Below are 14,922 nucleotides of genomic sequence, written 5' to 3'. Positions count from 1 at the left end.
AGCCAGGGGCGGAAGACTGATATAAGATGGGTTGAGGTGTATATGGAACGCAGGATTATAACGACAGATGTAACGGCGGAAGATGAGCGTATAGAGACAACGCTGCGTCCTCAGTGCCTTAAGGACTATGTGGGGCAGGAAAAGCTTAAATCCACCCTGAAAGTATATATAGAAGCTGCCAGGAACCGGAATGAGGCCCTGGATCACGTGCTGTTTTACGGGCCGCCCGGACTGGGCAAGACCACGCTGGCCGGAATCATAGCCAACGAGATGGGAAGCAGCATGAAGGTGACCAGCGGCCCGGCCATTGAGAAGCCGGGAGAGATGGCTGCCATCCTTAACAATCTCCAGGAAGGGGATGTGCTGTTCGTAGATGAAATCCACCGTCTGAACCGCCAGGTAGAGGAAGTGCTGTACCCGGCCATGGAGGATTTTGCCATAGATATCATGCTGGGAAAGGATTCCACCGCCAGGTCCATCCGTCTGGACCTGCCGCATTTTACCCTGGTAGGGGCAACCACCAGGGCCGGGCTTCTCACTGCGCCCCTAAGGGACCGTTTCGGCGTGGTCCAGAGGCTGGAATTTTATACGCCAAGGGAGCTTACCACCATCATCCTCCACTCGGCCCGCGTGCTGGGCGTGGAGATTGAGGAGGCGGGCGCGCTGGAACTGGCAAGACGTTCCAGAGGGACCCCCAGGCTTGCCAACCGTCTGTTAAAGCGTGTCCGGGACTTTGCCCAGGTCAAATACGACGGGGTCATCACCAGGGAAGTAACAGACTTTGCCCTGGATATCATGGATGTAGACAAGCTGGGCCTGGACCAGAACGACAGGAACATCCTTCTCATGATAATAGAAAAATTCTCTGGAGGCCCCGTGGGCCTGGACACCCTTGCAGCGGCCCTGGGCGAAGACTCCGGGACCCTAGAAGAAGTATACGAGCCATATCTCCTGATGAACGGCCTGATTAACCGCACCCCCCGGGGCCGCACCGCCACCGAATCAGCCTACCGCCACCTGGGATGCACAAAAGAAGGAAACCAAACCTGACCCCACCCAGTCAGGAAATGTAGAAAAACCCCGTACACACAGGGTTGAGGCTTTGGGGGGGATGTGGTATAATATCCACGCAGGCAATGAGCAGTGCGGAAAAAGGCGGATGGAAAATTTCGTTGTGCTTGCACATAAGGAATTTTCCATTTGTCTTTTTCCATAGGGGGAAGCCCGTGAGCGAGATGGAGCGCAGCGGAATCGAGCGGGCACTGCGGACTAACGGTCCAGCCATCCCACCAGCCAGCCACAACCCGGCAATTGGGAATCCCCGGCGGCCCGGTCAAGCTCCATCCAACATCCCTAGAAAACAGGAGAACAAAATGGACTCAAAAAATTACACCCAAGTATTAATAGATGGAAAAATATACACCTTAGGCGGAAGTGAGGACGAAGCCTATCTCCAGAAAGCGGCCAGCTATGTCAACGACAAAAGTGCGCAGATGCGCAAGCTGCCCGGCTTCACGAAGCAGAGTGCAGACTACCAGACCGTCATGACCGAGTTAAACATAGCAGACGACTACTTCAAGGCGCTGGAGTGGGCAGAAGGCATGGAGCGTCAGAAAAACGACATGGAAAAAGAAACCTACAGCTTAAAACATGAATTAGTAAGTACCCAGATGAAGCTGGAGGCAGTATTAAAGGATTTAGAGGAGCGCCAAAGGGAGCTGGACCGTCTTACTAAAGTGACAGCCCAGATGGAAGAAGAATTAAAGGAAGCCAGGGAAGCGGCTGTTGCCAGGGAATCTGAGATAGCCAGGGAGGCGGAAGCTGCCAGGGCTGCGGAAACCGCCAGGGAGGCGGAAGCTGCCAAGGCCGCGGAGACCGCCAGGGCTGCGGAAACCGCCAGGGAGGCGGAAGCTGCCAAGGCCGCAGAGACTGCCAGAGAAGCAGAAGCTGCCAGGGCCGCGGAAACCGCCAGGAAGGCAGAGACGGCTCAAACAGTAGAAACCGCCATGGAAGCCCAAGCCGTCAGGGAAGCGCGGATTGCCCAGGCTGCAGAACCTGTTAAGGAGGGGCTTTCCGTCCATCCGGAAGGAACGGCCAAGGAATTAAACATTCAGGTCAGTGAAACGATTCAGGCCAGGGAAAATATCCAGGTCAGTGAAACCATCCAGGACAGGGGAATCATCCAGGCAAGGGAAAGCATCCAATCCACGGAAGCCATCCAGGCAAGGGAAGCTATCCAATCCATGGAAGCCGTCCAAGCCACGGAAACCACCACCACGGTAAGTCTATCAGAAGGAAACACGGCAACAGGCAGCCAGCCGTTACAGGCAGCCACACCCGTTACACAGACCGCATCACCCGCAGAAACAGCCAGGAAGGAAGCGGCGGTCACATTACATACCACAGGCATTTCAGATGAAGAGTTAGCCAAAAAGGCCCTGCAGGCAGCTAAGAAAGCTAATTCACACAGAGGCGGACGCAGGTAAGATGATACTGCGCCGCAAGAGGGCGGCAGATAATTCATTTGAGCGATGCTGTAACAGATACAAGGGGGATGTCTCATGATGATGCGTGAGGCATCTTTTCTTTCAGGAAAGGTTGGGACAAGATGGAGAAAAGACAGGCAGAGATACTGGCACCGGCAGGTTCCTGGGCCAGCATGAAGGCAGCCGTGGCTGCCGGGGCGGATGCTGTATACATGGGCGGCACCAGATTCGGGGCCAGGGCCTATGCGGATAATCCGGATGAAAAGGGGCTTTTGGAGGCCATTGACTATGTGCATCTGCATGGCCGCAGGCTGTACATGACGGTCAATACCCTGTTCAAGGAATCCGAGCTGAAGGAACTGGTGGAATATATGACGCCCTACTACGAGCAGGGACTGGACGGTGTGATTGTGCAGGACCTGGGGGCTTTAAGGATTATGAAGGAGAATTTCCCAGGACTTGAACTGCATGCCAGCACCCAGATGACCATTACCAGCGTATACGGGGCCAGGATGTTAAAGGACTATGGCTGCAGCCGTGTGGTGACGTCCAGGGAAATGTCCCTGGATGAGATACGCCGTGTCCACCAAGAAGTGGATGTGGAAATCGAAAGCTTTGTCCATGGCGCCCTGTGCTACTGTTATTCAGGCCAGTGCCTTATGAGCAGCCTTATCGGCGGAAGGAGCGGGAACCGCGGACGCTGTGCCCAGCCCTGCCGTCTTCCTTACCGTGTATACGAAGGACAGGCCGGTCAGGGAAAGTCCCCTGCCATTAACCGGGAGAATGAGAAATACGTCCTGAGCCTGAAGGACCTCTGTACCCTTGACATCCTGCCGGACATCTTAGAAGCAGGCGTCTACTCCCTGAAGATTGAGGGCAGGATGAAGAGTCCCAGATACACGGCAGGAGTTGTGAGCATTTACCGCAAATATGTGGACCGCTATCTTACCCAAGGAAGGGAAGGCTGGCATGTGGAGCCGGATGACAGGAAGATGCTTCTGGATCTGTTTGACCGTGGAGGATTTACTTCGGGATACTATGAGGAGCACAATGGACGGGATATGGTGGCCCTGAAGGAAAAGCCTGAATTCAGGGAAGGAAACCAGAAGCTGTTTGATTATCTGGACCGCACCTATGTGGAGGCAGAATTAAAGGAACCTGTCAGAGGCCATGTAATCCTGGAAACAGGAAAGCCGTCCGTCATGACCCTGAGTTGCAGCGGAGCAGAGGTAACTGTGAAAGGACAGGCGCCACAAGCAGCGCAGAAACAGCCCATGACAGAGGAAAAAGTATTAAAACAGCTGAATAAAACAGGCAACACACCATTTATCTTTGAAGATCTGAGTGCAGAGTTAAAGGGAGAAATGTTCCTGCCTGTACAGGCGCTCAACGAGCTGCGCAGGTCCGGGCTGGAAGCCCTGGAATCCGCTATGCTCAAGCCATATAGGGTGGGACGGGTGTTGGAAGATGGCGGGGACATGGCCCAGCCCGTGATGCCGGATGATATGGGCGCTATCCAGACAGCCCAGCCATCGGCCGCCGCCCAGACAGCCCAATCATCGGCCACCGTCCAGTCGGCCCAGCCATCAGCCGCCCCAGCATCCCGGCATCCTGCCGTCCCCTTCACCCTCACCGTCTCCGTGGAGGAACCCTGCCAGCTGGAGCCGGTGCTGAGACAAAAGGACGTATCCGCCGTATATCTGGATGCGGATGGCTTCGCGCCGTCTTCATGGAAAGATATAGCGGACCGATGCCACGCCGCAGGCAAGACCTGTTACCTGGCCCTTCCCCACATTTTCCGGGACCACGCCCTTAAGTTTTTCAAAGACAGCCAGTCTCTCCTTGAAAATGCCGGTTTTGACGGAGTGTTGGTCCGTGCGCTGGAGGAAATCCAATGGCTGGAGGATAACCGGATTTCCCTGCCGTTCATCACGGACGCATCCGTCTATGCCTGGAACAGCGGGACGCTTGAGGAATTGGCGTCAAAGAATCCATTGGCAGTGACCATGCCGTGGGAGCTTAACAGCCGGGAGATGGGGCCGGTGGTCCTGGCCTGCAGCAAGGCGGACATTCCGGGAGAACTGGTGGTATATGGACACGCACCCATGATGGTATCGGCGCAGTGCATCACAAGGACTGTAAAGTCGTGTACCCATAAACGGGGACTGCTGATGCTGAAGGACCGGACCGGGGCCATGCTGCCGGTGAAGAACCACTGCCGGTTCTGCTACAATACCATTTATAATCCCTCCCCCGTATCCCTGCTTGGCAGTGAGGATTTAATCCGGCGCATGGGACTGGCGCGCATCCGCCTGCAGCTCACGGTGGAGGATGCGCAGCAGACAGGGAAGGTGCTGGAAGCATTTTCCTCATCCTTTCTGCGCGGGGAGATGAAAGAACCGCCCTTTAAGGATTTTACCAGAGGCCATTTTAAGCGCGGAGTGGAGTGACGTCTATGACCAATCTTATTGTTGAAGTTTCAAAATACCTGATGATCCTGCTGATGGCAGTCTATACCTATGCCAACTTCCGGTACTTTTCCCTGAAGGATGTGGGCCGGAAGCAGCGGGTGTGCGGAGGACAGAACCGGGCCATGTTCGCCATCCACTTCCTGGCTTATGTGGTCATGTACCTGAAGACAGGGAACGAGGGCGTAAAGCTGATGCTGATTGCATTTTATGCGGCCCAGGTGGTATTTTTCCTATGTTATATCTACCTTTACCGTTTCCTGTACAGAAATGTATCCAGGCTTCTGGTCAACAATACATGCATGCTGTTGTGCGTCGGGTTCATCATGCTTACCAGACTGTCCCTGGACAAGGGACTGGATAAGGCGGTCCGCCAGTACATCATCGTGGTGATTTCCGCGTGCCTGGCCTGGGTCATACCTTATATCATGGAACGGGTGTGGCAGCTTTATAAGCTTCAGTGGCTGTACGCGGGACTGGGAATCCTGGTCCTCTTTATCGTGTATGCTGCTGGAAATGAAAGCTTCGGCGCACAGCTGTCCCTGACCGTAGGCGGGATTTCCATACAGCCCTCTGAGTTTGTCAAGCTTACCTTCGTATTTTTCACGGCGTCCATGTTCTATCAGTCCACGGACTTCCGGACCGTGGTGGCTGCAACGGCAGTGGCGGCTGTCCATGTGCTGATCATGGTGCTTTCCAAGGATCTGGGCGGGGCATTGATTTTCTTTATCACGTACCTGCTCATGCTTTTTGTGGCTACCAGCAACTGGTTTTACCTGGGTATGGGAACGCTTTTAGGGACAGGGGCCGCAGTGGGGGCTTACCAGCTGTTTGACCATGTGCGCCGCAGGGTTTCGGCCTGGAGCAACCCCTGGGCTGACATTGACAACAAGGGATATCAGATTACCCAGTCCCTGTTTGCAATCGGAACAGGAGGATGGTTCGGGATGGGGCTTTGCCAGGGCATGCCGGGCAAGATTCCCGTGGTGGAGAAGGATTTCATCTTCTCCGCCGTCTCAGAGGAAATGGGCGGGATTTTGGCCATCTGTGTCCTTCTTATCTGTCTGGGGTGTTTTATCCAGTTCATGATGATTGCGGCCAGTATGCAGGCTGTGTTCTATAAGCTTATTGCATTTGGCCTTGGCATTGAGTATATCAGCCAGGTGTTCCTGACCGTGGGGGGCGTGACCAAGTTCATACCATCCACCGGCGTGACACTGCCCTTTGTGAGTTATGGGGGAAGCTCCATACTCAGCACATTCATCCTTTTTGGAATCATACAGGGGCTGTATATATTAAAGAGAAATGACGAGGAGGAACTGGATGGTGTCTGATAAAAAGAACACGTCAAAGAAAGCGGCTCCGAATCCAAAGGCCAACAACGGCATCCTGGGTATTACGTACCTAATCGTGGCCCTGTTCCTGGGGCTGGCTGTGTACATGGGATATTTCCTTCAGGTGAGAAGCGAGGATGTGATCAACAATTCCTATAATGCGCGCCTGGACAGTTTTTCCGACCGGATTGTAAGAGGAAAAATCATGGCGGGGGACGGAACGGTCCTGGCTGAGACACAGGTGGATGCGGAAGGCAATGAGACGCGGGTCTATTATTACGGCAGTGTGTTTGACCACGCGGTGGGATATTCCGCCAAGGGCAAGACGGGAATCGAGGCATTGGCCAATTTCTACCTGCTGACCTCCCATGTGAACCTGTTGGAACAGGTGGGCAATGAGCTGTCAGGGCGGAAGAACCCGGGGGATAATGTCTATACCACCCTGGACGCAGAACTCCAGCAGGCGGCGTATGCCGCCCTGGGGGACCGGAAAGGCGTGGTCATTGCCATGGAGCCGGACACTGGAAAGGTGCTGGCCATGGTGTCCAAGCCTGGCTATGACCCCAATACCCTGCTTCAGGACTGGGACCGGCTGACCGGTGAGGACAATGGGGAAGGCCAGCTGTTAAACCGGGCCACCCAGGGCCTCTATCCGCCGGGATCCACCTTCAAGATTGTGACTGCCCTGGAATATATGAGGGAACATCCGGGAGATTACCGGGATTACCAGTTTGATTGCAGCGGCGTATACGAAAACGGGGATTACAGGATAAAATGCTATCACAGCACGGCCCATGGGCATCAGGATTTCACCCTGGCCTTTGCCAATTCCTGCAATGGGGCATTTTCCAGTCTGGGACTGGGACTGAACCTGGGCGGGTTCAGGAATACGGCCAAAGACCTGCTGTTTAACTCCCCGCTCCCCATAGCGGGCCTGCCCTATAAGCAGGGTTCCTTTAATATGGAACCGGGTGCAGACACCTGGGAAATACTCCAGACATCCATTGGACAGGGGACCACGCAGATTACGCCCATGCACAATGCCATGATAACAGCGGCCATTGCCAATGGCGGAACCTTGATGAAGCCGTATTTCCTAGACTCGGTTGAAACGGCTGGCGGCGAGGAGATTAAGAAATTCATGCCTGCGTCCTACGGCAGCCTGATGACGGCCGGGGAGGCGGCGGGACTGACTGAATTGATGCGCGCGGTGGTGACAGAGGGAACCGGGTCAGCCGTCCGCACCGATGCATATACGGTGGCGGCCAAGACAGGCTCGGCTGAATTTGAAACTGGAAAGGAAACCCATGCATGGTTTACCGGGTTTGCACCGGCGGAGTCCCCAAGGCTGGTGGTTACGGTCCTGGTGGAAGAAGGGGGCAGCGGCGGCAGGGTTGCCGCGCCGATTGCCAGACAGCTGTTTGATATTTATATGAGCAGGTGATATGAAGCATGTGGTATATAGCATGACATACACGAAATATGGAACCTCGGGAAAGGTGATGGGATTGAGCGCCGGGATTAAGGACATGGTTTCAAGGTATTCAATTTCACCAAGGGTATATCTTGCAAAAGAATAACGCTATTTGTAGAAAACAGGGGGATTTCATGCTATAATCTCCCTGTTTGTTTTGATTTTAGAGGATTGTGACATTAGGGCATGTTTGAAAATTCATTCCCGCCATCCGCACGTCCCGCAAAGTGGGACGCACAGCTGACGGAAAGCAATTTTCAAACACGCCCTACAGTGCATTAATATTACGTGAATGATACCAAAGGAGTCCGGCTTTAAACGGATTCAACTTACGACGTTTTAACTTAACTGGAAAATACCGCACCCAGGCATCCATCCTATGGCTGTCCAGGTGCACATGATAAGAAAGGAGAACATGCGTGTTTCGAGCGGAAGATTATGTAAAAGTGGACAGTCTGGCGGAAGCCTATGAACTGTGCCAGAAGCGCAGCAGCCTGGTGGTGGGCGGCAATGTCTGGCTGAAGATGACCGGCGTCACAAAACGTACCATTGTGGACCTGTCGGGCCTGGGGCTGGACAAGATTGAGGAGACGGGGGATGAATTCAGGATTGGATGTATGTGCACCCTTCGCCAGTTGGAGATCCACCAGGGGCTGAACCAGTACTTTGGCGGCATTTTCAAGGAATGTACCCGTCATATCGTGGGTGTGCAGATGCGTAACTGTGCAACCGTGGGAGGAAGTATATTCGCCCGCTTCGGTTTCTCTGACATCCTGACCTGCATGATGGCCCTGGATACCTATGTGGAACTCTACCATGGAGGCATCATGCCTTTGGCTGAATTTGCAAAAAGACCTGTGCGCCGGGATGACAGGGACATCCTGGTACGCATTATAATAAAGAAGGACGGGCGCAAGGCCGCCTATGCCACCCAGAGGAATACGAAGACGGATTTTCCGGTGATTGCATGCTGTGTGTCCCGCGGGGGCAATGTCTGGTATGTGTCGGTGGGGGCCAGGCCATCCAGGGCCCAGGTGGTGAAGATTACCGATGATGGATTTGACAGCCTGGCAGAGATGGCACGTGAAGCGGCTGATTCATTTTCCTATGGAACCAACACCAGGGGGAGCAGCGGATACCGCCGTCAGCTGACAGCTGTCTATACCCGCCGCCTGATGGAACGTCTCACGGGAAGGAGTGTGAACAGAGGATGAATATACAGTTTCGATTAAATGGAAAGAACGTGCAGGCCGATGTGGAGCCGGATGTTATCCTTTTGGACCTTCTTAGGGAACTGGGATGCTACAGCGTTAAGCGCGGCTGTGAGACGGCAAACTGCGGACTGTGCACGGTGTGGCTGGACGGAAAGCCCGTGCTTTCATGTTCCACCCTGGCCGTGCGCGTGGACGGACGTCATGTGACAACGCTGGAAGGCCTTCAGAAAGAAGCGGAAGAGTTCGGCATGTTCCTGGCCGCGGAGGGCGGGGAACAGTGCGGATTCTGCAGTCCCGGATTCATCATGAATGTGCTGGCCATGGAGCGTGAGCTGGACCATCCGGACGAGGAGGACATTAAGGAATACCTGTCAGGCAATCTGTGCCGCTGCAGCGGATATATGTCCCAGCTGCGGGCTGTGAAGAAATATCTGGGCAGGAAGGATACCTTGGGGGCGGACGTGCCTGAAGGCGTGGACACATCCGTAGCCGCGGACACATCCGCAGCCGCGGACACATCTCCGGCCGCGGACAAGGAAGGAGGTGCACGGTGATGGAGCATAATCAGAAGAGGAATTTCCGCATTGTCGGCGCTCCGGTTGTGAAAAAGGACGCCAAGGCGCTGGTAACCGGAAAACCCGTATATACGGATGACCTGGCGTTAAAGGACTGCCTGATTGTGAAGGTGCTCAGAAGCCCTTACGCCCATGCCCTGATTACAGAGATAGATTGTGCGGTGGCGGCTAAAACCCCTGGCATTGAGTGCATCCTTACATATAAAGACGTGCCGCAGAAGCGGTTTACCATGGCGGGGCAGACATATCCTGAGCCAAGCCCTTATGACAGGCTGATCCTGGACCAGCGCCTCCGGTTCGTGGGGGACGCGGTTGCCATTGTGGCTGGCGTGGATGAGGCGGCAGTGGACCATGCCATGCGCCTGATACGTGTTAAATACCAGGTGCTGGAGCCGGTGCTTGATATGCACGATGCCAAGGACGGCCATATCCTGGTGCACCCGGAGGAAAGCTGGCAGAGCCTTTGCAGCGTGGGCGCGGACAACCTCCGCAACCTGTGTGCTTCCGGAACCGAGGCCCATGGGGACCTGGACGCGGCTTTTGCCGGATGCAGCCATGTGATTGAGCGGGTTTACCACACCAAGGCCAACCAGCAGGCCATGATGGAGACATTCCGCGCTTACACCTACATGGATGTATATGGAAGGCTGAACATCGTGGCGTCCACCCAGGTTCCGTTCCACACAAGGAGGATACTTGCCCATGCGCTGGATGTGCCTAAGTCCAGGATCAGGGTCATCAAGCCCAGGATTGGGGGCGGCTTTGGTGCCAAGCAGACCGTGGTGGCAGAGGTTTATCCGGCTATTGTCACAATGAAGACAGGAAAGCCGGCAAAGATCATATACAGCCGTTATGAATCCCAGATTGCCTCCTCTCCCCGCCATGAGATGGAGGTGCGGGTGAAGATTGGGTGTGACGGCAGTGGGATCCTGCAGGCCATGGACGTGTATACATTGTCCAATACGGGAGCTTACGGCGAACATGGCCCTACGACCGTGGGGCTTTCCGGACACAAGTCCATCCCGCTGTACCGCACCCCAAAGGCGTTCCGGTTCGGATATGACGTGGTCTATACCAACCGCATGTCAGCTGGGGCATACAGGGGATATGGGGCTACCCAGGGTATTTTCGCCGTGGAATCCGCTATCAGTGAACTGGCGGCTGAGATAGGGATGGACCCGGTGAAAATGCGGGAGCTTAACATGGTAAAGGAAGGCGACATCATGCCTGCCTATTACGGCGAGCCGGCGAACAGCTGCGCCCTGGACCGCTGCGTGGCAAGGGTAAAGGAAATGATCGGCTGGGATGAAAAATACCCCAGGAAGCAGGTAAGCGGTTCAAAGGTGCGGGGTGTTGGCCTTGCAATGGCCATGCAGGGATCCGCTATCTCAGGCGTGGATGTGGCCAGCGTCTGCATGAAAGTGAATGATGACGGGTTTTACAGCCTGATGATCGGCGCTTCGGATATGGGGACGGGCTGCGATACAACCCTGGCGCAGGTTGCGGCAGAATGCCTTGGCTGTGAGCTGGATGATATTGTGGTATACGGGACGGATACGGATATCTCACCATATGATTCCGGTTCGTATGCTTCCAGTACGGCGTACCTGACCGGTATGGCGGTGGTAAAGACGTGTGAGACTTTAAAGAAGAAAATTCTGCATAAGGCTGCCAAATATCTGGAGTGCAGTGAGGATGAGCTGGAATTTGACGGCAAGCGGGTGTACCGGCTTACCTGCGAGGAAGATGGGAGCAGGAAAGAGATTACCATTAAGGACATCGGCAACCGTGTCATGTGCAGCAACGAGGATGCGCTTCAGGCAACGGAGTCCCATTCCTCGCCTGTATCACCTCCTCCCTTCATGGCGGGAGCCGCGGAGGTGGAAGTGGATACAGAGACAGGAAATGTGGAATTGCTGCGGTTTGTTGCAGCAGTGGACTGCGGCACGCCCCTTAACATCAATCTGGCAAGGGTGCAGACCGAGGGCGGCCTGGCCCAGGGAATCGGCATGGCCCTGTACGAGGATGTGACGTATTCCGATACAGGCCGGGTGTACGAGAATTCCTTCATGCAGTACAAGGTGCCCAGCCGCCAGGACGTGGGAAACGTGCAGGTGGAATTTGAGTGCAGCTATGAACCTACCGGCCCTTACGGAGCTAAGTCCATTGGGGAAATCGTAATCAATACGCCGTCACCTGCCATTGCCAATGCGGTGTATAATGCAGTGGGCGTGAGGGTCAGGGAACTGCCCATTACGGCTGAGAAGGTGTTCATGGGGATGAATGGGGCGTAAATAGGAAGTAAGAAGTAAAAATGCAAAGATATAAAAAGGATGCCTCTAATATGAGGTATCCTTTTTTGATGAAAAATGCGCTGTCTGCTAGAAAGATGGATTTGTGATTGTAAGATATAGAGAGTTTAATCGAAATAAGTTCAGGTAATGAACTAGGAAGGGGGACTTTGAAAGAGATGGGGTTAAAAGATTTAATCAACATATGTGAAAAATACATAAAAAAATAGTTGACATAGAGATAAAAGGGTGATATTCTACAAATATAAGATAGAAAGTAGTTAAATAAAATAACTAAAAGAAATATTTGTTAAAGGAGACTAAAATTGCAATTAGGATTAAACAATAGTGAAGTGCAAAAAATGAACCGGTGCCTGATTCTGAAACTAATGCTGGAGAAGGGGGGGATTACCCGGACTGAACTGTCATCCTGTACAGGCCTGCAGAAAGCAACGATTACAAATATTATTAATGAGTTCATTAACATGGGGATAGTAGTAGATGCCAGCGGAAATCCGGCAGAGGCAGCCAGGCGTGGGGATACCTTGAAGCTGGACCTTGAAGGAATGTATATTCTTTCAGTAAGTATTAACAGAAAAAATTACAAAGTATATCTATATACACTAAATGGAAAACTGAAGCTGGAGTGTGAGAGGGAGATATCCAGAAAGGAGGATATCCATAAAACCCTTAAAGCACTGAAAGGTGATATCTATGGAGTGCTGGAACAGATTGGGAAGAACCGAATCGTGGGTGCCTGTTTAGGGATGCCGGGGCCTTACATAAAGAAGGAGACAGAGATAGCATTGGTTTCAGGGTTTGAACAGTTAAGCAGGATTGATGTCAGGAAAGAACTGGAACAGGAATTCCAGATACCATTTCTTTCCGAACATGATGCAAAGCTGTCAGCTTTTGCCGAGTGGAAAAACCTGAATGATATAAAAGACAAGAATGATATAAGTCTGGTGGCGCTGCGCTCTACCGGTGTTGGAATTGGCGCCGGTATTATCATCAAGGGCAGGATTGTAGAGGGAAAGCTGGGGATAGCCGGGGAAATTGGCCACATGGGAATTAATTACAATCAGAAAAGGAAGGGGACAAACCATAAGGGGGTTTTGGAACAACATGCAGGAACGGAAATTGCAGTAAAATATGTAGGGGAACGGTTGTATGAATTTCCGGACAGTATATTGAATGAGGAGAGTGGGTACGGGGAGATTGTTAAGGCATATCAGGAAGGAGACCCCTTGGCAGAATACGCGATTCATAAGCTGGCCTGGATGGTAGGGTATGGCCTGTCGAGCATTGTGTATATACTTAATCCGGACTATATCATACTGGGAAGGGATTATCCGGAATCAGAGGATTTTCTGAGCCAGGTCAGAAAATCAATGGAAGAGTTTGTGCATCCTATGATACTGGAGAGTGTATCGGTCAGGGCTTCGGCAATTACAGAGGATTCCATCATGCTGGGAGGATATTATTTTGCGGTGGAGTATCTGCTGAATCATAATCTGCTTTTAAACTGCATCAAAAGAGTGAAATTCGGGGAAGAAGAAACAGAGTAACATGTAGCATCGGGAATAAAGACAGGAGGAAGGATATGGGAACACAGGACAAGCTGATGGAGGTGACTGGTAAGATACGCCATGTGGCGGAAACCGTAGCGGATTTGGATGCTACAAGGCCAAGATACCATTTTCACTCTCCGGCGCAATGGGGGGATGACCCCAGTGGTTTTACATTCTATAAAGGATATTACCATATGATGTATGGTTCCAATCCTGATAGTTATGAGGTAGGAAGCGGTATGCCGTATCGTACCCCCAATAACCGCTGGTCTCCGGAAGAGCCGGAGTATTTTGACAGTGTGGCGTTATGGGGGCATGCCAGAAGCCTGGACATGGTGCATTGGGAGCATATGCCGTCAGTCTGCTATCCGGATATAGAGAATGACGAGTATTTTATATGGTGGGGATGTACAAGGGTAAATGATGAAGGGATCCCTGTTATTCTTTATACCAGCTTGGGACGCAGAAGGGGACCTGTAGATGGGGCACAGCAGAGGATGCTGGTTGGAAGCGATGATGATTTGCTTCATTGGGTTCATTATGAGAATAACCCGGTGATGACAAATGATATCCATGGGGACCATTTTATCTATCATTGGCGGGATCCGTTTACGTTTGACAGCGGTGGCAGGACCTATATGGTTCTGGGGGGCAGGATGGAAGCGGAAGATGGGGATTGTGTGGTGCTTTTGTACGAGGCAAAGAATGCCGCATTTAGCCAATGGGAATATCGGGGAGTATTTTTCAGATATCCAGGGGATGCAAGGAAAAGTATGGAGTGCCCTCTTGTGGCCCGGATTTGCGACCGCTGGGTTCTGATTGTTTCACCTCATGGTCCGGTTGAGTATTTTGTAGGTGATATTGATTTTGATAAAGGAGAGTTCATTTGGGAGAAAAGGGGGTATGTGGATCGAGGCAAGGCCTTTTACGCACCGAATATAACATTCGACAATAAAGGAAGATGTATTATGTTTGCAGCGGTAGAAGGTTTTGTGAATACCCGAGGATGGAATGGCGTACAATGCGTGCCAAGGGAATTATCCCTTACGGAAGACGGAGCCTTGGTGCAGAATGTACCAGAAGAGTATTATCTGCTTAGGAAAGAGTGTCATGATTTGAAAGATGAAGAAGTGGTAATCATGAACGAGGCCGTATTCTCCGTAAAAGCAGGACTGGAGCCGGATAAAGCAGTATGGATCCGATTCTGCTATGATGATCAGACGGTTGAGATTTCCTATTCAGATGGATATTTTACAGTAGATGGAAGACGGCTTGAGGCATTGCAGTCTGAAGGAAAAGTGGGACTGGAAATTTATTTTGATATCTCTGTAATGGATGTACTGATGAATGGTACAGAGAGTCTGGTGACAATTGTTCCATCCTGTACAGGGGCATGCAGGGTGGAGGCAGGAACTACTGACCCGGATGGGTCATTAACTGCCTGGCAGTACGATGTGGGGGAATTATTTACATATTATAATGAGGAAGAAAAATAGGAGGAGGAAATAT

The 14,922-nt window shown here is 52.5% G+C and carries 10 protein-coding genes and 1 pseudogene; all 11 read left to right on the top strand.

The genetic code is table 11. The features are described 5' to 3' along the window. Positions 1-42 precede the first annotated feature (42 nt). Positions 43-1,050: a Holliday junction branch migration DNA helicase RuvB gene (gene ruvB, locus MCJ35_RS18965; protein WP_025485873.1), complete on the top strand. Its 1,008-nt coding sequence runs from the start codon at positions 43-45 to the stop codon at positions 1,048-1,050. Positions 1,051-1,373: 323 nt separating this feature from the next. Then, on the top strand, positions 1,374-2,486 hold the full coding sequence (locus MCJ35_RS32585; protein WP_025485874.1) for a cell division protein ZapA: 1,113 nt from the start codon (positions 1,374-1,376) through the stop codon (positions 2,484-2,486). A 122-nt stretch (positions 2,487-2,608) separates the two neighbouring features. After that, a complete protein-coding gene (locus MCJ35_RS18955) occupies positions 2,609-4,936 on the top strand; it encodes a U32 family peptidase (RefSeq protein ID WP_240299613.1) in 2,328 nt (775 codons plus the stop codon). A gap of 5 nt (positions 4,937-4,941) precedes the next feature. Continuing rightward, positions 4,942-6,288, top strand: a complete 1,347-nt coding sequence (locus tag MCJ35_RS18950; RefSeq protein WP_025485875.1) for an FtsW/RodA/SpoVE family cell cycle protein — start codon at positions 4,942-4,944, stop codon at positions 6,286-6,288. After that, on the top strand, positions 6,278-7,732 hold the full coding sequence (locus MCJ35_RS18945; protein WP_240299612.1) for a peptidoglycan D,D-transpeptidase FtsI family protein: 1,455 nt from the start codon (positions 6,278-6,280) through the stop codon (positions 7,730-7,732). The genes MCJ35_RS18950 and MCJ35_RS18945 overlap by 11 nt, the downstream gene beginning before the upstream one ends. Before the next feature lie 216 nt (positions 7,733-7,948). Then, the gene (locus MCJ35_RS32205; RefSeq protein ID WP_353511658.1) at positions 7,949-8,044 is read left to right on the top strand and encodes a DUF6783 domain-containing protein; all 96 of its coding nucleotides are present in this window, start codon (positions 7,949-7,951) and stop codon (positions 8,042-8,044) included. Positions 8,045-8,181: 137 nt separating this feature from the next. After that, the gene (locus MCJ35_RS18940) at positions 8,182-8,976 is read left to right on the top strand and encodes an FAD binding domain-containing protein (RefSeq protein ID WP_008719264.1); all 795 of its coding nucleotides are present in this window, start codon (positions 8,182-8,184) and stop codon (positions 8,974-8,976) included. Beyond that, a pseudogene (locus tag MCJ35_RS18935) lies at positions 8,973-9,419 on the top strand ((2Fe-2S)-binding protein); the annotation flags it as partial. The gene MCJ35_RS18940 and the pseudogene MCJ35_RS18935, both read left to right, overlap by 4 nt. A 110-nt stretch (positions 9,420-9,529) precedes the next feature. After that, the gene (locus tag MCJ35_RS18930; RefSeq protein WP_025485880.1) at positions 9,530-11,845 is read left to right on the top strand and encodes a xanthine dehydrogenase family protein molybdopterin-binding subunit; all 2,316 of its coding nucleotides are present in this window, start codon (positions 9,530-9,532) and stop codon (positions 11,843-11,845) included. Positions 11,846-12,168: 323 nt separating this feature from the next. Beyond that, positions 12,169-13,410 carry an ROK family transcriptional regulator gene (locus MCJ35_RS18925; protein ID WP_025485882.1) on the top strand — a complete coding sequence of 414 codons (1,242 nt, stop codon included), beginning with the start codon at positions 12,169-12,171 and terminating at the stop codon, positions 13,408-13,410. A gap of 35 nt (positions 13,411-13,445) precedes the next feature. Next, positions 13,446-14,909, top strand: a complete 1,464-nt coding sequence (locus MCJ35_RS18920) for a glycoside hydrolase family 32 protein (protein WP_025485883.1) — start codon at positions 13,446-13,448, stop codon at positions 14,907-14,909. Positions 14,910-14,922: the final 13 nt, after the last annotated feature.

The sequence above is a fragment of the Enterocloster sp. OA13 genome (assembly GCF_022440595.1).
GTDB lineage: Bacteria > Bacillota > Clostridia > Lachnospirales > Lachnospiraceae > Enterocloster > Enterocloster hominis.
The sequence above is the reverse complement of the archived record's forward strand: the minus strand, read 5'-3'. Positions and strand labels throughout refer to the sequence as shown.

Excerpts from the sequence above, each read along its gene's own strand:
- MCJ35_RS18920 (WP_025485883.1), top strand. The coding sequence starts at position 13,446 with ATGGGAACACAGGACAAGCTGATGGAGGTGACTGGTAAGATACGCCAT.
- MCJ35_RS18930 (WP_025485880.1), top strand. The coding sequence starts at position 9,530 with ATGGAGCATAATCAGAAGAGGAATTTCCGCATTGTCGGCGCTCCGGTT.
- MCJ35_RS18945 (WP_240299612.1), top strand. The coding sequence starts at position 6,278 with ATGGTGTCTGATAAAAAGAACACGTCAAAGAAAGCGGCTCCGAATCCA.
- MCJ35_RS32205 (WP_353511658.1), top strand. The coding sequence starts at position 7,949 with ATGTTTGAAAATTCATTCCCGCCATCCGCACGTCCCGCAAAGTGGGAC.
- MCJ35_RS18950 (WP_025485875.1), top strand. The coding sequence starts at position 4,942 with ATGACCAATCTTATTGTTGAAGTTTCAAAATACCTGATGATCCTGCTG.
- ruvB (WP_025485873.1), top strand. The coding sequence starts at position 43 with ATGGAACGCAGGATTATAACGACAGATGTAACGGCGGAAGATGAGCGT.
- MCJ35_RS18955 (WP_240299613.1), top strand. The coding sequence starts at position 2,609 with ATGGAGAAAAGACAGGCAGAGATACTGGCACCGGCAGGTTCCTGGGCC.
- MCJ35_RS32585 (WP_025485874.1), top strand. The coding sequence starts at position 1,374 with ATGGACTCAAAAAATTACACCCAAGTATTAATAGATGGAAAAATATAC.